The 18,547-nt window shown below is 72.4% G+C and carries 16 protein-coding genes, 1 tRNA gene and 1 pseudogene; 8 read left to right on the top strand and 10 right to left on the bottom strand.

Annotated features, from left to right (window positions below; all coding sequences use genetic code 11):
- Positions 1-171 precede the first annotated feature (171 nt).
- Complete coding sequence (locus tag AC29IT_RS10755; RefSeq protein WP_488218613.1) at positions 172-1,197, bottom strand: glycoside hydrolase family 113 protein; 1,026 nt, start codon at positions 1,195-1,197, stop codon at positions 172-174.
- Between the two features lie 98 nt (positions 1,198-1,295).
- Between AC29IT_RS10755 and AC29IT_RS10750 the strand changes: the two genes are divergently transcribed.
- On the top strand, positions 1,296-1,952 hold the full coding sequence (locus AC29IT_RS10750) for a TetR/AcrR family transcriptional regulator (protein WP_488218612.1): 657 nt from the start codon (positions 1,296-1,298) through the stop codon (positions 1,950-1,952).
- A 165-nt stretch (positions 1,953-2,117) separates the two neighbouring features.
- Here AC29IT_RS10750 and AC29IT_RS10745 read toward each other — a convergent pair whose 3' ends face one another.
- Both AC29IT_RS10745 and asnB read right to left on the bottom strand, forming a co-directional pair.
- Positions 2,118-3,914, bottom strand: a complete 1,797-nt coding sequence (locus AC29IT_RS10745) for an endonuclease/exonuclease/phosphatase family protein (protein WP_488218611.1) — start codon at positions 3,912-3,914, stop codon at positions 2,118-2,120.
- A 341-nt stretch (positions 3,915-4,255) separates the two neighbouring features.
- Complete coding sequence (gene asnB / locus AC29IT_RS10740; protein ID WP_488218610.1) at positions 4,256-6,118, bottom strand: asparagine synthase (glutamine-hydrolyzing); 1,863 nt, start codon at positions 6,116-6,118, stop codon at positions 4,256-4,258.
- A gap of 364 nt (positions 6,119-6,482) precedes the next feature.
- Here asnB and AC29IT_RS10735 point away from each other — a divergent pair, with 364 nt between their 5' ends.
- Entirely contained in the window at positions 6,483-7,442 is a 960-nt protein-coding gene (locus AC29IT_RS10735) for a hypothetical protein (RefSeq protein WP_358440163.1), read from the top strand.
- 39 nt (positions 7,443-7,481) lie between these two features.
- The gene (locus AC29IT_RS10730; protein ID WP_358440166.1) at positions 7,482-8,768 is read left to right on the top strand and encodes a DUF6924 domain-containing protein; all 1,287 of its coding nucleotides are present in this window, start codon (positions 7,482-7,484) and stop codon (positions 8,766-8,768) included.
- A 522-nt stretch (positions 8,769-9,290) separates the two neighbouring features.
- On the opposite strand, the gene AC29IT_RS10725 is transcribed toward AC29IT_RS10730, so the two are convergent.
- From AC29IT_RS10725 to AC29IT_RS10710, 4 genes are all read right to left on the bottom strand, one after another.
- Positions 9,291-9,378 (bottom strand) — tRNA-Ser (locus tag AC29IT_RS10725).
- A 51-nt stretch (positions 9,379-9,429) separates the two neighbouring features.
- Entirely contained in the window at positions 9,430-9,663 is a 234-nt protein-coding gene (locus tag AC29IT_RS10720) for a CsbD family protein (protein ID WP_358440169.1), read from the bottom strand.
- Positions 9,664-9,739: 76 nt separating this feature from the next.
- Positions 9,740-10,198 carry a nucleoside deaminase gene (locus AC29IT_RS10715; RefSeq protein WP_488218609.1) on the bottom strand — a complete coding sequence of 153 codons (459 nt, stop codon included), beginning with the start codon at positions 10,196-10,198 and terminating at the stop codon, positions 9,740-9,742.
- The gene (locus AC29IT_RS10710; RefSeq protein WP_358440171.1) at positions 10,195-10,683 is read right to left on the bottom strand and encodes a tRNA adenosine deaminase-associated protein; all 489 of its coding nucleotides are present in this window, start codon (positions 10,681-10,683) and stop codon (positions 10,195-10,197) included. The genes AC29IT_RS10715 and AC29IT_RS10710 overlap by 4 nt, the downstream gene beginning before the upstream one ends.
- Before the next feature lie 136 nt (positions 10,684-10,819).
- Between AC29IT_RS10710 and AC29IT_RS10705 the strand changes: the two genes are divergently transcribed.
- Together AC29IT_RS10705 and AC29IT_RS10700 are read left to right on the top strand one after the other, a co-directional pair.
- A complete protein-coding gene (locus AC29IT_RS10705; protein WP_488218608.1) occupies positions 10,820-11,791 on the top strand; it encodes a prephenate dehydrogenase in 972 nt (323 codons plus the stop codon).
- Positions 11,792-11,846: 55 nt separating this feature from the next.
- Complete coding sequence (locus AC29IT_RS10700) at positions 11,847-13,046, top strand: thiolase family protein (protein ID WP_488218607.1); 1,200 nt, start codon at positions 11,847-11,849, stop codon at positions 13,044-13,046.
- Positions 13,047-13,231: 185 nt separating this feature from the next.
- Here the strand turns inward: AC29IT_RS10700 and AC29IT_RS10695 are convergent, their stop codons facing one another.
- The gene (locus tag AC29IT_RS10695) at positions 13,232-13,420 is read right to left on the bottom strand and encodes an antitoxin (RefSeq protein WP_358440177.1); all 189 of its coding nucleotides are present in this window, start codon (positions 13,418-13,420) and stop codon (positions 13,232-13,234) included.
- A 493-nt stretch (positions 13,421-13,913) separates the two neighbouring features.
- Between AC29IT_RS10695 and AC29IT_RS10690 the strand changes: the two are divergent.
- The 3 genes and pseudogenes from AC29IT_RS10690 to AC29IT_RS10680 form a co-directional block, all read left to right on the top strand.
- A pseudogene (locus AC29IT_RS10690) lies at positions 13,914-14,174 on the top strand (cytochrome P450); the annotation flags it as partial.
- A gap of 202 nt (positions 14,175-14,376) precedes the next feature.
- A complete protein-coding gene (locus tag AC29IT_RS10685; RefSeq protein WP_488218606.1) occupies positions 14,377-15,069 on the top strand; it encodes a TetR/AcrR family transcriptional regulator in 693 nt (230 codons plus the stop codon).
- Positions 15,070-15,096: 27 nt separating this feature from the next.
- The gene (locus tag AC29IT_RS10680) at positions 15,097-16,284 is read left to right on the top strand and encodes a cytochrome P450 (protein WP_488218873.1); all 1,188 of its coding nucleotides are present in this window, start codon (positions 15,097-15,099) and stop codon (positions 16,282-16,284) included.
- 164 nt (positions 16,285-16,448) lie between these two features.
- On the opposite strand, the gene dprE2 is transcribed toward AC29IT_RS10680, so the two are convergent.
- Complete coding sequence (gene dprE2 / locus AC29IT_RS10675) at positions 16,449-17,210, bottom strand: decaprenylphospho-beta-D-erythro-pentofuranosid-2-ulose 2-reductase (RefSeq protein ID WP_488218605.1); 762 nt, start codon at positions 17,208-17,210, stop codon at positions 16,449-16,451.
- Positions 17,207-18,541, bottom strand: coding sequence for a decaprenylphosphoryl-beta-D-ribose oxidase (dprE1, locus tag AC29IT_RS10670; RefSeq protein WP_358440324.1), 1,335 nt, complete (start codon positions 18,539-18,541; stop codon positions 17,207-17,209). The genes dprE2 and dprE1 overlap by 4 nt, the downstream gene beginning before the upstream one ends.
- Between the last annotated feature and the right edge of the window lie 6 nt (positions 18,542-18,547).

The raw sequence follows: 18,547 nt of genomic DNA, 5'->3' as shown, positions 1-18,547 counted from the left end.
TGGCCGGACGGCTAGGCGGAGTCGCCCAGCTCCTGCACTTCACCCTTGGACGCGTCCCGCTGCGGTTGTCCCATGACTCCCCCCCTTCGTCACCCAGTGCCCACAGCGTACTCACCTTGAGTGACACCCAGAAGTGCTCGCCGAAAGTTCTCGGCCCGACGGCGGCGCCCGTCACCCCCGGTACCGCCGAGCCACCGCCGAGAAAGCGGCCTTCGGCTCCCACTCCATGTCCGGATAGGTCCGCCCCCGGCGACCTTCGAGGAGCTTGACGATGCCCAGGCCCGCCCGGTCCAAGTCGTCCCGCGGATCGCCGTCCGGGCGGTGCGGATAGCCGGGCAGGGCGAACAGGAACACGAACGCGCTGTCCACGCCCTCCGCTTCGAAGATCTCCAGCAATTCGTCCAGGTACGCGGCCTGACCGTCCTCGTCGCGCTCGTGCGATCCGGTCAGCCGCACCGGCTGCCGGGTCACCGGGTCGTGCTCGACCACCTCCAGCACCCGACCCCCGCGGTCCCCCGCACCTCGGTAGGCGGCGGTGCCGAACCCGGTGACGGCAAGCGGCTTCGGCCCCCGGGCCAGGCTGCGCACCGCCTCCCGGAAGCCGTCGGCGATCTCCGCGGAGCGGAGCAGCTCGAACGTCGCGAAGTCGAAGGGAGCCCAGTCGACCTGCTCGAACTGGATGGCGGCGTAGGTGAGCCGTCCCGGGAAGTGCTCGCGGACCGCGGCGGCGGCCTCGCGCAGGAACGCGTTGACGCGCACGCCGAGCTCGCGCATCGCCACGGCCCGCTGCTCGGGCCCGCGCAGCAGCCCCGCGACCCGTTCCTCGGGGGTCTCGCCGGGTAGGAACCCGCGGTTCATCACGCTGAGCTCGACCCCGGCGACGAACACGACATCGGCCCCCTGCCGCCGGAGCCGTTCCGCTCGTGCGGCGCAGTCGCGGAACAGCGCGAGGATCCGCTCCGGTTCCAGTTCCAGCGGATAGGGCGAGAACCAGACCTCCAGGCCCAGCTCGGCGGCGGCCTCCGCGGCCAGTTCGAGCCGCCGCGGATCGCCGCCGATGATCTGGACGGCGTTGCAGTGCAGGTCGTCGCGGATGATGCCGAGCTCGCGCCGAACCACCGCGGGGTCGAAGCGCTCGCGGGACGTCCGGCCGTGCACGACGAATCCGGTGTCGTAGGTCATTCCCCTTGCTCGCATGGCGGTCCCTCCGTCGGTCTCCGGACAGCGCAAGGATGCCGAGAAAAGTGCGTGCGCGCAACTTTGCGTGCACGCACCTCCACGGGGATACTGGCGCGGTGACGACGACACCGGGATTGCGGGAGCGGAAGAAGCAGGCCACCCGCGAAGCGCTGCGCGCAGCGGCCCTGCGGCTGGCCGTCGAGCACGGCCCGGATCAGGTGCGGGTCGAGGACATCGCCGAAGCGGCCGGGGTCTCGCCGCGCACCTACAACAACTACTTCGCCAGCCGCGAGCAGGCGATCGCCTCCGCCGTGACCGCGGACCGGGAATCGCGGATCGCCGCGGCGGTCGTGGACCGGCCGGCCGGAGTGCGGTTGGCCGACGCCGTCACCGACGCGGTGGTCCAGCAGTGCGCGGGCACCGGCGAGCACGACCGCGACGCGCTGCTGCTGATCACCACCCGGCCCGCGCTGCGCGGCGCGTTCCTCGGCGCCACCACCGACATCGAACGCCCGCTCGCGGCGGCGATCGCCGAACGCTCCCCCGGCACCGAAGCGCTCACCGCCCGCGTGCTCGCGGCGAGCGTCGCCGCCGCGGTCCGCATCGCCCTGGAGAACTGGCTCCAGCCGGCCGGGAGCGCCGACGGCCTGGTCGTCCCCACCGGTTCGCTCCCCGACCACCTCCGCGCCACCCTGGCCCCCCTCACCCCGGCCCTGGACGCAGCCGAGCACCCCATCCAACCGCAGTCTTCCTGTCAGCGGCGAAGCCGCTGAGCGGCGACCACCAGAGCAAGCCGACCACCCGCGGGTTCTCAGCGGTTCCCTCGCGAGGACAGCTTTTTCCCTCGTGGCGGAGCCACTCGGGAAAAAGATCCCGCAGCGAGGGAACCGCTGAGGTTCCGCCACCCCACCCCCGAGCAACGGGAGCGGGGGAGGCGGTCAAGGCCGAAGGCGTGCCAGTTGCGGGTCGTGGTCGCTGGTCTGGTCGGCGAACTCCGCGTTCACGTGCACCACGTCGTAGTCCACCCGCCCGACGCCCGAGGTGGTGAGCACGTGGTCGAGCGCCTGGGCGTTGCCCTCGTACACGTAGCTGTACCGCTCCACCGGCGGCAGCGCGTCGGCGGCGGAGGTCAGCAGCCCGCCCTCGGTCAGCGCGGACACCGCCGGGGAGAACCCGAAGTCGTTGAGGTCGCCGGTGACGACGACCTTCGCGCCCGGATCGATCGCGGTGAGCTCGCCGACGAGGCCGCGCACCAGCCGGGCCTGCTCGACGCGCTGCCGCTCCGAATCCCGCGCGGGCGGCTGGAACCGGCCGTGCATCGGCTGGTCGCCGCCCTTCGAGGTGAAGTGGTTCGCGACGACGAACACCTGCTCGCCGCGGAACGAGAACTCGCCGACCAGCGGCTTCCGGCTCGCCTCCCACGCCGGGTCGGCGGGCGCGATGCGGCCCGGGGAGGCGCTCAGCTCGGCGCGGTCCCCCGCGGGCACCGCGCGGACCGGCGTGACCGCGTCCCCGCCGGGACGGTCCACGAAGGACACCCGGGCCGGGTCGAACAGGAACGCCACCCGGATGTTGCCGCCCGGCTGCCCGCCGTCGGCGCCGTCCACCGGGTCGATCTGCCGCCACTCGTAGCGCGGGCCGCCCGCCGCGGCGATCGCGTCCACCAGGCGGCGCAGCGTGCCACCGGCGGCGACCACCCCGTCGTCGGCGGCGCCGGTGTCGTCCTGCACCTCTTCGAGGGCGATCACGTCCGGGGACGCCAGGTTCACGGCGACGCCGCGGGCCAGCCGGTCGAACTTCGCCTGCTCGTCGGTGCCCGCGAGGTTCTCCACGTTGTAGGTGGCGACGGCCAGCTCGGCCGCGTCCTGCGCGCGGGTGACCTCCGGTTCGACGCCCACCGGCCGGTGCTCGCCGAGCGACGTCGCCGCCAGCAGGTAGCCGCCGAACCGGCTGTAGTCCAGCGGCCCCTCGGTGCGGCCCGCCAGCTCGTCACCGACGTTCGCCGCCGGGACCGGCAGGCCCACCGGCTCCACCTTCAACCGGCCCGAGTTCGGCTCGTCGTAGCCGGTGTAGGTGGTGGTGCCGCGCTCGCCTGCCTGCTGCGCGGGCTTCGAGGTGACGGTCAGCGCGCCGTACGAGTCGGTCGGGCCCACCACGCGCGCGTCGGCGACGGAGACGTTCATGTGCTCGCGGGACTCGTAGAAGTCCAGCGCGAACCGGGCCGGATCCAGCGGCAGCGCGTCCAGCTCGCCGTCCGGTGCGTAGGCCTCCGGCACCGAGTCCGGGGTGATCGGCTCCGCCGCCGGGACGGGTGCGGAGCCGGTGACCTGCCAGCCGGCGCGGTTCAGCTCGGTCACCGACTGGTTCGGCGTGGTGTCCGGCTGCTCGCCGTCGCCGACCGCGTAGTACTCGGCGACCGTGCCGGACACGGCCACCACATCGCCCACCGCGACCTGCGGCGGCTCGTCCGGGGTGTAGACGAACAGGCCCTCGCTGGTGCGCGGATCACCGTCGGGTTCCGGGTCCTGGAACCAGAAACCCGGTGCGGTGCCCTCGGTCCGGACACCGGTGACCACGCCCGGCACCCCGCTGACCTGCTGCCCCAGCAACGGGGAGACGCGGCCCGCGCCCTGCACGTCGTGGATGCGCACCTCGGCGGCCGCCGCCGAACCCGGCAGCACCACCAGCACCCCGCACGCGGCCAACGCCCCGGCCAGCACCTTCGACGAACCCACTCGAACCCCCAGCGCTCGAACGATCACAGCGGCGCTCGACGCTACCGCGCCCAGGTGACGTCTCCACCGATTTCACCCGTACGCCGGGCAACACCGCACCGGACGAACAGCGCACCGCCCGACTTCGACACCACCCGGCGGTCTCGGCCCTTTCTCGTCAGCGGCGAAGCCGATGAGCGGCGACCCAGCACGCAACCGGACCACCCGCGGGTTCTCAGCGTTCTCCTCGCGAGGACGGCGTTGTCGCCTGTGGCGGAGCCACGGTGAAAACGGTCCCGCAGCGAGGAGGACGCCGAGGTTCCGCCACCCCACCCGCACGCAGCAGGAGGGACGACCGCAGTTCAGACCCGGATCTCCGGGCGGTGCTGTTCCAGCCAGGCGGCGATGTCGAGGGCCCGGTCCAGCTTCTCCCGCTCGTAGCCGGGGAGTTCCGCGGGCGGCGTGCTCACCGTCGCGTCGAACCACTTGCGGTAGATGACCTGGAACATCGGGTGGTCCGGGTCGGCCAGCACCTCGCGGCCCATCGCCTGCAACTTCCCGGCGTAGCCCGGGTCCTGGGTGGACGGGTACGGGCTCTTCACCCGCTGCAGCACCGACTCCGGCAGCACGTCGCGGGTGGCGGCGCGCAGCAGGCTCTTCTCCCGGCCGTCGAAGCTCTTCATCGCCCACGGCGTGTTGAACACGTACTCGACCAGCCGGTGGTCGCAGAACGGGACGCGCACCTCCAGTCCGACGGCCATGCTGATCCGGTCCTTGCGGTCCAGCAGCGCCCGCAGGAAGCGGGTCAGGTGCACGTGGCTCATCACCCGCATCCGCGCCTCGTGCGGGTCTTCGCCGGGCAGCGGTTCCACTTCGGCTGCCGCGTCGCGGTAGCGGTCCTTCAGGTAGGTCATCAGGTCGATCCGGGCGTCCAGGTCCGGGTCGAAGAACTCCGACACCGCGGGCCCGCCCTCGTCCGCGGACATCTCACCGGCGGCGAACACCGGCACCATCCACGGGAAGATCTCGGCCTGCTGCGCCACCGGGTCGTGGAACCACGGGTAGCCGCCGAACAGCTCGTCCGAGGTCTCCCCGGACAGGGCGACCGTGCAGTGCTCCCGGATCGCCTGGAACAGCAGGTACAGCGAGGTGTCCACATCGGCCGCGCCGACCGCGAAGTCCTTCGCCGCCAGCACCTTCCGCCGCGTCACCGGATCGGCCAGCGCCGCGTCGGAGAGCACGATGTCCTGGTGCACCGACCCGACGTGCCGCGCCACGTCGTGCACGAACGGCGAATCCGGCGTCGCCCGCATGTCGTCCGGGCGGAAGTTCTCCGCCAGCCCCACGAAGTCCACCGAGTAGCTGCGCACCCGCTCGTCCCGCTCCGCCAGCCGACCCGCCGACAACGCGGTCAGCGCGCTCGAATCCAGGCCGCCGGACAGCAGCACGCCCAGCGGCACGTCCGCGGTCAGCTGCCGCCGCACCGAATCGTCCAGCAGCTCGCGGATCGTGCCGATCGTCGTGTCGAGGTCGTCGGTGTGCTCAGCGGTCCGCAACCTCCAGTAGGTGCGTTCGCGCAGCCCGTCCCGGTCCACCACGACCAGCGTGCCCGGCACCACCTCGCGCATGTCCGCCCAGATCGCGTGCCCCGGCGTCTTGATGCCGCCGAGCAGCTCGTTCACCCCGTCCGCCGCGATCACCGGCCGCACGTCCGGGTGCGCCAGGATCGCCTTCGGCTCCGAACCGAACAGCACGCCGTCCCGGGTGCGCTGGAAGTAGAACGGCTTGATGCCCATCCGGTCGCGCACCATGACGAGCTTCTCGGCGCGGCCGTCCCAGATCGCGAACGCGTACATGCCGTTGAGCCGGTCGACGAGCTCCTCGCCCCACTCCAGGTAGCCGCGCAGCACCACCTCGGTGTCGCTGGACGTGCCGAACCGGTGGCCGCGGCCGCGCAGTTCTTCGCGCAGCTCCTGGAAGTTGTAGGTCTCACCGCTGTAGGTCAGCACCACCGGGCCGTCCGGGGTGTCCGCGCGCATCGGCTGCGCCCCGCCCTCGATGTCGATCACGGCGAGCCTGCGGTGGCCGAGCGCGACGTGCCGGTCCAGCCAGACGCCCGCCGCGTCCGGGCCGCGGCAGGCCATCGTCTCCGTCATCGCCGCCACGACGTCCCGCCGACGGTTCACGTCGTCCTCGAACGACACCAGTCCCGCGATCCCGCACATGTTCCGCGCTCCTCCGCCGACGCCTGCACCGACCCACCCCGCAGCATCCCCGCCGAAAACCCGGACATTCACCAAAGATCGGGGCTCTCCACAGCACCACCGCCGCCGATCCGGCGGCGAGCACCCGGTCGACGCGCTCGCCGGAACGGAGCAGTGCACCAGGGGCGGCGTCCCCGTTCGGCGGCGAACGCCGGTGCGCCGAGTGGTCCCCCACCACCGTCCGAACCCGTCGGACGCACCGAACGGACGAGCCCGCGACCTGGTCCGCGACGCAGCGAGTTTCGCTGGACCAGCGGTAGGGACGGGCCGCGCTGCCCGGAAGCATCCGTTGGCGGCGGCTCTTCTTCCACGCCCTGGAGGAGCATTGACGCATCCGTCCAACTGCGAACGTGCCGACGGCGAAACCTGCAAGTGCCGGTGCAACAACACCCGACACGGGTGGCCCGGCGCCGTTTCGCTGATCCGCGACCCCTCCCCCGACGCCCTCGACGACTTCCGGGAACGAGCCGACCGCAGGTGGGAGGCGGCCGAGCGCAAGGCCTCCGGGAACCGCTACCGCTCGACGATCGGGCACAAGCGCGCCGCAGTGGACACCGCGCGCGAACAGGTGCTCCGGGCGCTCCGCGCGGTGCACCGGAGCGCCGAGCCCCGTGCAGAGCAGCAGCGGCCCCCACCGGATTCGACGCCCGACGACGGAGCCACCGGGTCCGGCGCAGGACGGCGGGAATCTCCACCACCTCCGACGTCCGACGAGGAAGCCGACACCGCGGCCCGGGAACGGGCGGACACCGACCGGAAGCTCGCCACCGCCCGCACCGACGTGGACCGGGTCGAAGCGGTGGGCGAGCTGCTCGGCCAGGTCCTCGACCAGGTCGAGCGGGACTTCGGCCCGCTGGGCGCCGGAACGCGCGCGGCGATGGCGGAGCACTTCTGGTGCGAACTGCTCGTGCAGCTGGTCGTGGTGATCGAGGAGTCGAAGCGCGCCTGGGACGCGATTCCCCAGGTGGTGGGAAAACAGCTCGACAAGGTGGTCAACGCGGGCCGCCGCAAGATTCCCGCCAAGGTCGTCTCCGCGTGCGTGCAGCAGCTCTGGACCCGCCTCACCGAAGCGCTCGGTCTCACCGGGATCGCGCAGGCCACCGCGCTGCTGCCCGCGCTGCGGACGCTCGCGGTCGTGCTGTGCAAGTCCCCGCCCCGGCATCCGGCCGTGGTGCGGCACTGCCTGGACCCGCTCCAGGAGCTGCTGCTGGAGAAGGCGAAGGAGCGGTTGAAGCAGGCGTTCGGCGAGAGCCTGCTGCCCGAGATCCACGCCCGGCTCGGATAGCCGCCGGCCTGTCGGTGCGCTGATCTAGTCTCGCGCGGCGTGAGACCTGGATACGGATACGCGCTCGTGCTGCGGCCGGGCGAGCACCTGAGCCGCGGTGCGGTGAGCTGCCCGAGCGGCGAGTACGGCCTGGTGCACCAGCACGACGGCAACGTCGTCCTCTACCGGAACGCGGACTCGTTCGCGGTGTGGGCCACCGGCACGAACTACCAGCGGGGCGTGCTGCACTCGCCCGCGGCGTCCGATCCGGATTCGGCGTTCGGCCGCCCCGGCCGCCTGGCGCTGGAGGAGGACGGCGACCTCGTCGTCTACGCGCACACCGGCGAGCGGCTCTGGTCCACCGGCCCGCAGCGCGAACCGGTCGAGTCCCTGCTGGTCCACGACTGGGGCAAGATCGTGCTGAAGAACGCGCAGGGCCACGTGCTGTGGGAGTCGCCGCGCGCGCCGAAGCGCTGGGACGGCTGGAACTCCCCCGCCGACGCGCACCGGGTGCGGCGCGGGCAGTCGCTGCGGAACGCCTCGTTGACCTCCGCGAACGGCGAGTACCAGTTCGTCGTCGGCGAGGAGGACGCGTGCTTCCTGTCCCGGGTGGACGGTCCGGTGCTGTGGCACGAGCCGATCCGGCGGGGCGACGGGTTCGCGCTCACCGAGGACGGCGAGCCGCGCACCGTCCGGCCGGACGGCTACGCGCTACCCGGCATCGTCGGCCCGGCGCGCGACGTGCGCGCGGAAGCGATGCTGGTGACCGACGACGGGCGCCTCGCCCTGGTCGACGAGCACGACGAGGTGCTGTGGGCGCACGAGCCGCCCGAGCCGCCCGCCCGGCGCGCCCGCCCGCGGAAGCCGAAGCTCGCCGCCGGTTCCCCCGCGCTCCCCGGAACCGAGGCGATTCCGGTGGTGCGCACCGACTTCTCCGACGACACGGCCTGGGCGGCGACCGCGGCCCGCACCACCGCCGACTACTTCGAAGGCGACGAGCCGGACGACGAACCCTGGTCGGCGAACGTGATCCCGCTCGACGACCGCCGCTACGCCGGGCTCACCCCCGCGCAGCTGGCCGCCCTCGTCCCGGCGGAGTCGCACTGGCCGCTGCTCGTCATCGCCGATGCGCACGCCATGACCTCGCCCGAGCACGACGTGCTGGTGGTCAGCCTGCACGAGGACAGCTTCGGCGAGACCCGCCGCGCCACCACCGGCGCCCTCGTCGAGATGGAGATCAACCTGTCGATCGCCAACATGGACTGGGAGGACTTCGCGGGCGAGGAGGACTCCGGCCGCATCGAACCGATGAACGTCGAGAACCGCCCGCACCCGCCGAGCAGCTGACCCGGCGGGGCGTCGCGCCCGGCGGACCCGCCCGTTCTGCGAACCTCCCCGCGAGGCGTGTCCGTGTCTTGGCAGCGGCGAAGCCGATGAGCACCGACCACGCACGCAGAACGACCACCCGCGGGTTCTCAGCGGTCCCCTCGCGAGGACGGCGATTTCTCGTGTGGCGGAGAGCCACTCGTGACATCGATCCCGCAGCGAGGGGACCGCTGAGGTTCCGCCACCCCACCACCACGCGACAGAAGTAGCGGGCCACGGCGGTCAGCGGCGAAACGGCCGGTTCGCCGGGTACGAGCGGACTTCCACGACCCGGTCGTCGCGGACCACGAGGAACTCGATGCCGGTGGCGCCGTCATCCGCTCCGGGTCGACCCGGGATCGCGGTGCACGGCCCGCGGGCGGTCAGGAGGTCGCACCCCGACGGGACGGTGCCGGGAGCAGAGCCACCTCACCGTGCGCGGTGCCCCCGGAACCGGGCCCCGAACGCCGAAGAGCCGGTCCCCTGTGGGGACCGGCTCTTCGCTGGCGGTAGCGGTGGGATTCGAACCCACGGAGGCTCTCACCTCACGCGCTTTCGAGGCGCGCTCCTTCGGCCGCTCGGACACGCTACCGCCGACTAGGCTACTGCACGCCTGTTCGGCGCCTCAGGCGGGGGTCGGCGATCAGGAACCGCTGGACTCGCCCTCGCCGGAGCCCTTGAGCTTGTCCTGGACGTCCTGCACGGCGCCGGCGGCCTTGTCCTTGACGTCCTGACCGGTCTCCTTGACCTGGCCTTCGACCTGGTCGCGCTTCCCGGCGTTCTTCAGCTCGTCGTTGCCGGTGGCGTTCCCGGCCGCTTCCTTGGCCTTGCCGGTCCACTGCTGAGCCTGGTGCTTGGCCTTGTCGAACACGCCCATGGTGACTCCTTCCGCAGGGTTCGGTCACGCGTAGGAGTACCCACCATGATCCCGCATCACGCGCACGTGGTGCAGATCACCGGTGGCGGCCGAAGAAGCCTTCGAGCAGCTGCGCGCACTCGGCCGCGAGCACGCCGCCCACCACGTCGGGGCGGTGGTTGCTGCGGCGGTCGCGCACCACGTCCCACAACGATCCGACGGCGCCGGTGCGCGGCTCCCACGCGCCGAACACCAGCCGGGACACCCGGGACAGGACGAGCGCGCCCGCGCACATCGTGCACGGCTCCACGGTCACCGCGAGCGTGCAGTCGGCGAGCCGCCAGCCGTCGCCCCACTCCGCGGCGGCGGCGCGCAGCGCGAGCACCTCGGCGTGCGCGGTGGGGTCGGCGAGGTCTTCGCGGCGGTTGTGCGCGCGGGCCAGGATGCGGCCGTCGGGGGCGGCGACCACGGCACCGATCGGCACGTCGCCGGTGGCCAGCGCGGCGGGGGCGATCTCCAGCGCGGCGCGCACCAGTTCGGCGTCGCGGGCCGTCACTGGTCCAGCTTCTCCAGCACGCCCGCGAACTGGTCTCCGAAGCCGCAGCGCTGCGCGATCATCTCCAGCTGCTCGTCCGGGTACAGATCGACCTCTTCGATGATCACGAGGAGTTCGCCCTCGGGGAGGCCGATGTCGGACAGGATCGACAGGTTGCCCTCCGGCCACACCTCGTCGTCGTCCTCGTCGGGCGCGTCGGCGCGGAGCAGGTCCAGCACGTCCGCGGCGATGTCGTAGTCCAGGGCGGCCGCCGCGTCCGACAGCAGCAGGTCGACGCCGCCGGGAACCGGGCGGATCAGCACGAAGAACTCGTCGTCCACGTTGCACATGCCGAACACCGCGCCGGTCGAGCGCAACGCCCGCAACGCGGTGATCGTGTCGTCGAGCCCGCCCAACAACGAGCCCTCCAACGCACTGCACCGCCACCGGCCGTCCTCGCGAACCACGGCCACGGCGAAGCCCGCCTCCGGCTCCTGCCCTGTCATGCGGACAACGGTAGAGCGTGCAGGTGCCACCCGAAAGCACTATTGCGCGCTCGTGACCTTCGGCACCGCGAACGGGGGTGCACAACCGCACGACCGGGTGGCGCTGGGTCGCCGCGGGGTCGGGCAGGATGGACGCATGCGTGCCGTGTGCGTGATCGGACTGGGATTGATCGGTGGCTCGGTGCTGCGCGCCGCCACCGCCGCCGGACGCCCCGCCTGGGGCGCCACCGCGGGGGACGACGACGCCGCCGGGGCCCGCGGTGACGGGCACCGGGTGGAGAGCACCGAGGAGGCGCTGCGGCTCGCCGCCGAGCAGGACGCCCTCGTCGTCGTCGCCACCCCGCTGACCGCGGTGCGCGCCGTGCTGCGCGACATCGCCTGGCACGCGCCGGAGGTCCGGCTCACCGACGTGGTCAGCGTGAAGGACCCGGTGGACGCCGAGGTGCGCGGCCTGCTGCCCGGCGCGCGCTACGCGGGCGGCCACCCGATGGCGGGCACCGCGTCCTCCGGCTGGGCCGCCGGGTCGGCCGAGCTGTTCCGCGGCGCGCCGTGGGCGGTCGTCGTCGAGGAGGGCACCGCGCTGGAGGCGTGGCGGGACGCGGCCGAACTGGCGCTGGACTGCGGTGCGCACGTCGTCGCCACCTCGGCCGCCGAGCACGACGACGCCGTCGCCCGCATCTCGCACCTGCCGCACGTGTTCGCGAACGTGCTCGCCGCCGTCGGCGCGGACGGCGGGCCGCTCGCGCTGTCGCTGGCCGCCGGGTCGTTCCGGGACGCCACCCGGGTCGCCGCGTCCGACCCGGAGCTGGTGCGGGCCATGACCGAGGGCAACCGGGTGGCGCTGCTGGACGCGGTGGACGACGCGCTCGGCCGCCTCGGCGCCGCGCGCGGCTCGCTGGCCTCCACCGGGGCGTTGAAGAGCACCGTCGACGCGGGCTTCGCGGCGCGCGGCGAGCTGGAGCGGATCGGCGACCCCGACCGGACCACCGACGAGGTGGCGCTGCGCGGGGACCGCGACCTGCGGAAGCTGCGGGAGCTCGGCGCGCGGGGCGGGCGCATCACCGCGCTCGGCGAGAAGTCCGCCACCGTGGAACTCCCAGCGACCTGACAGCAACCACGCCCGGACCTTCCACCGGCACCGCCGGTTCGGCCAGCATGGAGGCATGGCCCGCGCCTACGTCCTCGACGCCGCCCGCACCCCGTTCGGACGCTACCGGGGAGCGCTGTCCGGGATCCGCGTCGACGACCTCGCCGCCCTGCCGCTGACCGAACTGCTGCGCAGGCACGGGCCGGGCGGCAGCGGGCTGCTCGACCCGGCGCGCATCGAGGACGTGCTGTTCGGCAACACCAACGGTGCAGGCGAGGAGAACCGGAACGTGGCGCGGATGGCGGCGCTGCTCGCAGGCCTGCCCGCCACCGTCCCCGGCGTCACCGTCAACCGGCTGTGCGCCTCCGGCGGTGAGGCGCTCGTGCAGGCGGCGCGGGCCGTCAAGGCCGACGAGGCCGAACTGCTCGTCGCGGGCGGGGTGGAGGGCATGAGCCGCGCGCCGTTCGTGGTGCCGCGCGCCGACCGCGCCATGCCGGACCGGATGGAGGCGGCGTCCACCGCGGCGGGCTGGCGGCTGGTGAACCCGCGGATGCCGTCGGCGTGGACGGTGCCGCTCGGGCACGCCGCGGAGCGGACCGCGCTGGACCTCAGCATCACCCGCCACCAGCTGGACGAGTGCGCGCTGCGCTCGCACCGGCGGGCGGCGGCCGCGTGGGACGCGGGCCTGCACGACGGGTTCGCGTTCCCGGTGACCGCGCCCGACGGGGAGGTGGTGCGCCGCGACGAGTCGGTGCGGCCGGACACCGACCTGCGCAAGCTCGGCAGGCTCGACTCCGCGTTCTCCCCGGACGGGCCGGTGACGGTGGGGAATTCGGCGCCGCTGTCGGACGGGGCGCTGGCCGCGCTGATCGGCACCGAGGCGCAGGCCGAGCGGCTCGGCCTGCGGCCGTGGGGCGAGCTGGTGGGGTCGGCGAGCACCGGGACGGAACCGCACCACTTCGCGCTGTCCGCGGTGCCCGCGATCCGCGCGCTGCTGCGCAAGCTCGGCAGGACCGCGGCCGACGTGGACCTGTGGGAGATCAACGAGACCTTCGCGGCGGTGGTGCTGGCGGTTCTGGAGCACCTGCCCGGCGTGGACCGGGAGCGGGTGAACGTGCACGGCGGTGCGCTCGCCTACGGGCATCCGCTGGGGGCGTCGATGCCGCGGATCGTGCTGGACCTGTGCCGCCACCTGCGGCACCGGGGCGGCGGGCTGGGCATCGCGGCGGCCTCGGTGGGCGTCGGGCAGGGCCTGGCGATCGCTGTGCGGGCGTGACTTCCGCGCGGGCCGTTCCCGTCCCCGGGAATCCCGTCCTCGGGAACGGCCCCGGACGAGGGAGAGGGGCCGCCCCGCGCGCGTGCGGGGCGGCCCCTCTCCGGGGCGCTGCCGGCCACCACGCGGGCGGGACCACCCTCGCCAGGTCCCTCCGGTTCGGCTTCGGCCGCGCAGCGGAGCGCGAACTACTGCTGCGGCCCTGAGCCCTCGTTGCGGAAGTAGTCCTTGCCCTTCTCGGCTGCCTGGTCGATCTGCTGCTCGTGGCCGAACTTCTTCTTGACCGCATCACTTCCCTTGTCGATGCCCTGTTCGACCTTGTCGCTGTGCTGCTTGCCCATGTTCAACAGCTTGTCCTTGAGGCTGCCGAGTCCCATGACAGCTCCCTTCTGGCGACGTCTCAGGTGACACTCGAAGCTAGTCCTCCTGCGGGGTGAACGCGCGCCGGTCAAGACCGTCCAGGCAGGTCAGCCACTACGGGTCTGCACTTTCGGGTGACGAGGGGCGGCGTTGGGCCCGCAGCCGTGACGCACCGTCGCCGACACACGCGGGGCGCCGGCGCCCCACCGCACGGAGCACGCGGTCGAAGGCTCTCAGCGAAATCGCTCGACGGGGCTGAGCCGGCTCCGTACCGCTGGAACGGGAAGCGGTACGGCTCTTCGACCACCACGGGGGACGATTCATGATCACGAGCGAGCGTTGGGGACCGCCGGAATCGCAGTTCTGGTTGCGCGGCGAACGACCGGCGACCGCCGTCCAGCGCGACCCCGACACCGACGGCGCGCACGTGTACGGCCACGCGGAGGCGGTGAGCGTGCTCGGCGATCCGCGGTCCTATTCGTCGAACACGAGCAGGCTGCAGCCCCAGATGCAGGAGCCAACCGCGATCCGCGGCGGTTCCCGGACCCGGACGTGTTCGATCCGACCCGCGACCCGAATCCGCACCTCGGTTTCGGCCGGGGCGTCCACTCCTGCCTCGGCGCCCCGCTGGCCCGGTTGGAGGGCGAGGTGGTGCTCGGTCAGCTGCTCGACCGGTTCCCGGCCCTCGGCACCGTCCCGGAGGATCCGCCGCGGTTCCGCCGGCATCCGAGCTTGACCGGGGTGGAGCGGCTCCCGCTGCGCACGTCCTGACCGCCTCCGGGTGGCTCGGAAGTGGGCCGACCCCGTCCCGCGAGGGGCGCGACGCCGAGCCGCCGGTGGCGCTCCGCAGTCCCGTGAAGAGGCTTGCCCGCCGGCTCCCAGCAGGTCTAGCGTGACTTCGTGACCAGATCTGCGAATCCGGTCACGAAGTCACGAGACCGCACCGCCGCGCCCGGCGGAGGAGAGGACACCAGTGCCCCGCGACACCGCCCGAGCCGACCGGATCCTCGACGCCGCAGGGGAACTGCTGCTGCGCCACGGCTACCGGAAGGTGACCATCGACGACGTCGCCCGCCAGGCCGGCGTCGGGAAGGGCACCGTCTACCTGCACTGGAAGACCAAGGTCGCGCTGTTCCAGAGCCTGCTGGTCCGCGAGTCGGTCGCCCTGGTCGAGGACGTGCTGGGGGCGCTGCGCGCCGACCCGGACGAGGTCCGCCCGCACCGGTTGCTGCGGCTGGCCTACCTCGTGACCTTCCGCCGGCCGCTGGCGCTGGCGCTGGTCACCGGCGACACCGAGGTGCTGGGGGCGCTCCGGGAGCGCGCCGACTCCGATCGGATGCAGGAGACCAACGAGCGCTTCTACTCGGTGCTCGCCGAGTCCGGGCTGCTGCGCGCGGACGTGCCCGACCTCGCCTACACGCTCAACGCCGCCGCGCTCGGGTTCTTCCTGGCCGACGACTACAAGCCCGCGGTCTCCGGCATCGACCGGGAGCTCAAGGCCGACGCCCTCGCCCACACCATCCGGTACGCCTTCGAACCGCCGGAACGACCGGACCCGGCCGTGGTGCGCGCGGTCGCGGACCGGATCGACGCGCTGCTCACCGAACTGATCACCGACTACCGGGAGCTCTTCGACGCGTTGGACGCGGCGAACGCCTCCCGGTGATACCCGTCGACGCTTGATGGAGGGGACATCATGACCGCGATCGAGAACTGGGGATTACCGACGTCGCGGTTCTGGCTGCACGGCGAACGGCCCGACGGCCCCGTGCAGCACGACGAGGCGACCGGGCTGTGGAACGTCTACGGGCACCCGGAAGCCGTCCAGCTGCTCAGCGACCCGGCGACGTTCTCCTCCGACACCAGCAGGTTGTTCCCGCAGGGCGACGAGTTCGCCGACGGCAACCTGGTGCGGATGGACCCGCCGGAGCACGAGAAGCTGCGCAAGCTCGTCAGCCACGCCTTCACCCCGAAGGTCGTCGCCGGGCTCGAACCACGCATCGCCGGACTCACCGACGAACTGCTCGACGCCGTCGACGGCGCGGACCGGCTGGAGCTCGTCGCCGACCTCGCCTACCCGTTGCCGGTGATCGTCATCGCCGAGCTGCTGGGCGTGCCCGCGAGCGACCGCGGGCTGTTCAAGGAGTGGGTGGACGCGATGTTCACCCGCGACGCGACGCTGTCGCTCAAGGAGCAGACGCCGGAGCAGCAGCGCGAGCTCGACGCGGTGCTCGCCCAGGTCCGCAACCTGACCGAGTACTTGGGCGGGCACGTCGACGAACGCCGCGCGCACCCGCGCGAGGACCTGCTCAGCAAGCTCGTCGAAGCCGAGGTGGACGGCGAGCGGCTCACCCGCGCGGAAGTCGTCAACTTCGCGAACGTGCTGCTCATCGCCGGGCACATCACGACCACGATGCTGCTGGGCAACACCGTGCTCTGCCTCGACGCCCACCCCGAGCACCAGGCCCGCGCCCGCGCCGAGCGGTCCTCGCTGCCCGCCGTAATCGAGGAATCGCTGCGGTTCCTCAGCCCGTTCGCCACGCTCGGGCGGGTCACCAGCACCGAGGCCGAGCTCGGCGGTCAGCGCATTCCCGCCGATCAGCTGCTGATGGTGTGGGCCGCCGCCGCGAACCGGGATCCGCGGCGGTTCTCGAAACCGGACGTCTTCGACCCGACCCGCAACCCCAATCCGCACCTCGGCTTCGGGCGCGGCATCCACTTCTGCGTCGGCGCGCCGCTGGCTCGGCTCGAAGGGCGCGTCGCGCTCGGCAAGCTGTTCGACCGGTTCCCCGTCCTCGCCACCGACCCGGCCGATCCGCCGGAGTTCCAGCCCAACCCGAACATGACCGGGGTCCGGAAGCTCCCGCTGCGCGCCCGCTGACCGGCGGCACCGGCCCGCGGGGGTGGGCCGGTGCCGCCCGGCCGCCGCGAAGCCGGGTGAACGCGGACCGCTCGCGTGATCCCGCGGGACGAGCTCCGCCGGAACCACGCCCGAACACGACGAAGGGCCGCCGGTGCACCCGGCGGCCCTTCGTGCGGTCGAGATCAGAACGACAGCTTGCGGAAGATCGCCCGCGGCAGGTGCCGCAGCACGACCATCACCCAGCGCATCTGGCCCGGAACCCAGATGGACTCCTTGCCCTTGCGGACGGCGTCGATGATCGCCGCGCCGACCTGCTCCGGCGTCTGCGCCATCGGGGCCGGCTTCATGCCCGCGGTGAGCTTCGTCTTCACGAAGTTCGGGCGCACGACCGTGACCTTCACGCCCGAGCCCTCCAGGGCGTAGGTCAGGCCGGAGTAGAACAGGTCGATGCCGCCCTTGGCGGAGCCGTAGACGAAGTTCGTCCGGCGGGCACGCTCACCGGCCGGCGACGCCATCATCACCAGGTGCCCGTGGCCCTGCTTGCGCAGCTTGTTCGACAGGTGCACGCCCAGCGACATCGGCGCCAGGTAGTTGACCTCACCGGTCAGCCGTGCGGCGGCCGGGTCGGTCCAGCACTTCTCGTTGTCGAGCTGCACGCCGAAGGCGACCAGGGTGACGTCGATGTCGCCGTCGGCGAAGGCCTTCTCGACCACGTCGCCGTGCGTTTCCGGGTCGGTGGCCTCGAACTCGATGGTGCTGACCGTGCTGCCGGTCTTGCGCAGCCGCTCCGCGGCGGCAGCGACGAGGTCGGCCTCCTCCGGGCGCGCGGCCAGCACGATCCGCAGCGGGCGCTGGTTCGCGTACTGCTCCGCGGTCGCCAACGCGATGTCGGACGTACCACCGAGGATGAACAGGGACTGCGGGTTTCCAACGGCGTCGATCACAGGGCCAACCTTCGGGACAGATCGGAGTGGAAGATTCCTTGCGGGTCGACGGCGGCGCGGACCTTGCGCCACTCGTCCAGGCGGGGATACATCTGCTGGATCATCTCGGGCGTGGTCCGCGAGTCCTTCGCGAAGTACAGGCGCCCGCCCGCGCCGAGCACCAGCTCGTCCAGCTCCTGGCAGAACCGGCTCAGCCCGTCCTTGATCGGGAAGTCGACGGTGATCGTCCAGCCCGGCATCGCGAACGACAGCGGCGCGCGGCTGCTGTCGCCCATCCGCTTGAGCACGTTGAGGAACGACACGTGGCCGGACTCGGCGATGCGCTTCACCAGCGTGCGCAGCGCCTCGTGCTGGTCGAACGGCAGGATGAACTGGTACTGCAGGAAGCCCTTGGAACCGTAGGCGCGGTTCCACTCGCCGAACATGTCCAGCGGGTGGTAGAAGGCCGTCAGGTTCTGCACCTGGCCGCGGCCCGCCTTCGGCGTCTTGCGGTACCAGACCTCGCTGAGCGTGCTGAACGTCAGCTTGTTGGCCAGCCCGTTCGGGAACACGTCCGGGAAGGTCAGCAGCTGCGGGGCGTCGAACTTCAGCGGGTCGGCGCGCAGCTTCGGCGGCAGCTCGTCGAGCTTGGCCAGCGAGCCGCGGGAGAACGCCGAGCGGCCCAGCTTCGGGCCGGTGGAGATCGCGTCGAACCACGCCATCGAGTAGTCGTAGTTCATGTCGGAGCCGTTGGAGAACAGCTCCAGCGTCTCGTCCAGGTCCTTCGTGCGGTCGGCGTCGACGATGAAGTACGCGCTCTCGGTGCGCTTCATCTTCACCTTGGCGCGCAGCACGATGCCGGTCAGGCCGACTCCGCCCACCGTCGCCCAGAACAGGTCCGAGCCCTCCCCGTCCGGGGTCAGGGTGCGGACCTCGCCGTCGGCGGTGAGCAGGTCCATCGACAGCACGTGGTTGCCGAAGCTGCCGTGCGAGTGGTGGTTCTTGCCGTGGATGTCGCACCCGATGGCCCCGCCGATGGTGACCTGGCGGGTGCCCGGCAGCACCGGGACCCACAGGCCGTGCGGCAGCGCCGCCTTCATCAGCTGGTCCAGGCTCACGCCGGCGTCCACGTCGACCACGGCGCCGTCCGGGTCGATGTCGTGGATGCGGTTCAGCGCGGTCATGTCGACGACGGTGCCGCCCGCGTTCTGCGACACGTCGCCGTAGCTGCGGCCGAGGCCGCGGGCGATGACGCCGCGCTCATCGGCCTCGCGGACCGCGCGGGCGATCGCGTCGACGTCAGGGGTGCTCAGCACCTGGGCGTGGGTCGGCGCGGTGCGCGCCCAGCCCATCAGCTT

Source organism: Saccharopolyspora sp. MMCC62 (genome assembly GCF_057736575.1).
Note: the sequence above shows the minus strand (reverse complement) of the source record. Positions and strands in the feature narration are given on the sequence as shown.

What these genes read in the sequence shown, in the direction of transcription:
- AC29IT_RS10755 (WP_488218613.1), bottom strand. Translation starts at nt 1,197, where the DNA reads ATGCGAGCAAGGGGAATGACCTACGACACCGGATTCGTCGTGCACGGC.
- dprE1 (WP_358440324.1), bottom strand. Translation starts at nt 18,541, where the DNA reads ATGGGCTGGGCGCGCACCGCGCCGACCCACGCCCAGGTGCTGAGCACC.
- AC29IT_RS10700 (WP_488218607.1), top strand. Translation starts at nt 11,847, where the DNA reads ATGGCCCGCGCCTACGTCCTCGACGCCGCCCGCACCCCGTTCGGACGC.
- AC29IT_RS10705 (WP_488218608.1), top strand. Translation starts at nt 10,820, where the DNA reads ATGCGTGCCGTGTGCGTGATCGGACTGGGATTGATCGGTGGCTCGGTG.
- AC29IT_RS10695 (WP_358440177.1), bottom strand. Translation starts at nt 13,420, where the DNA reads ATGGGACTCGGCAGCCTCAAGGACAAGCTGTTGAACATGGGCAAGCAG.
- AC29IT_RS10720 (WP_358440169.1), bottom strand. Translation starts at nt 9,663, where the DNA reads ATGGGCGTGTTCGACAAGGCCAAGCACCAGGCTCAGCAGTGGACCGGC.
- asnB (WP_488218610.1), bottom strand. Translation starts at nt 6,118, where the DNA reads ATGTGCGGGATCGCGGGACTGGTGTCGTTCGAGGACGACGTGAACCGT.
- AC29IT_RS10710 (WP_358440171.1), bottom strand. Translation starts at nt 10,683, where the DNA reads ATGACAGGGCAGGAGCCGGAGGCGGGCTTCGCCGTGGCCGTGGTTCGC.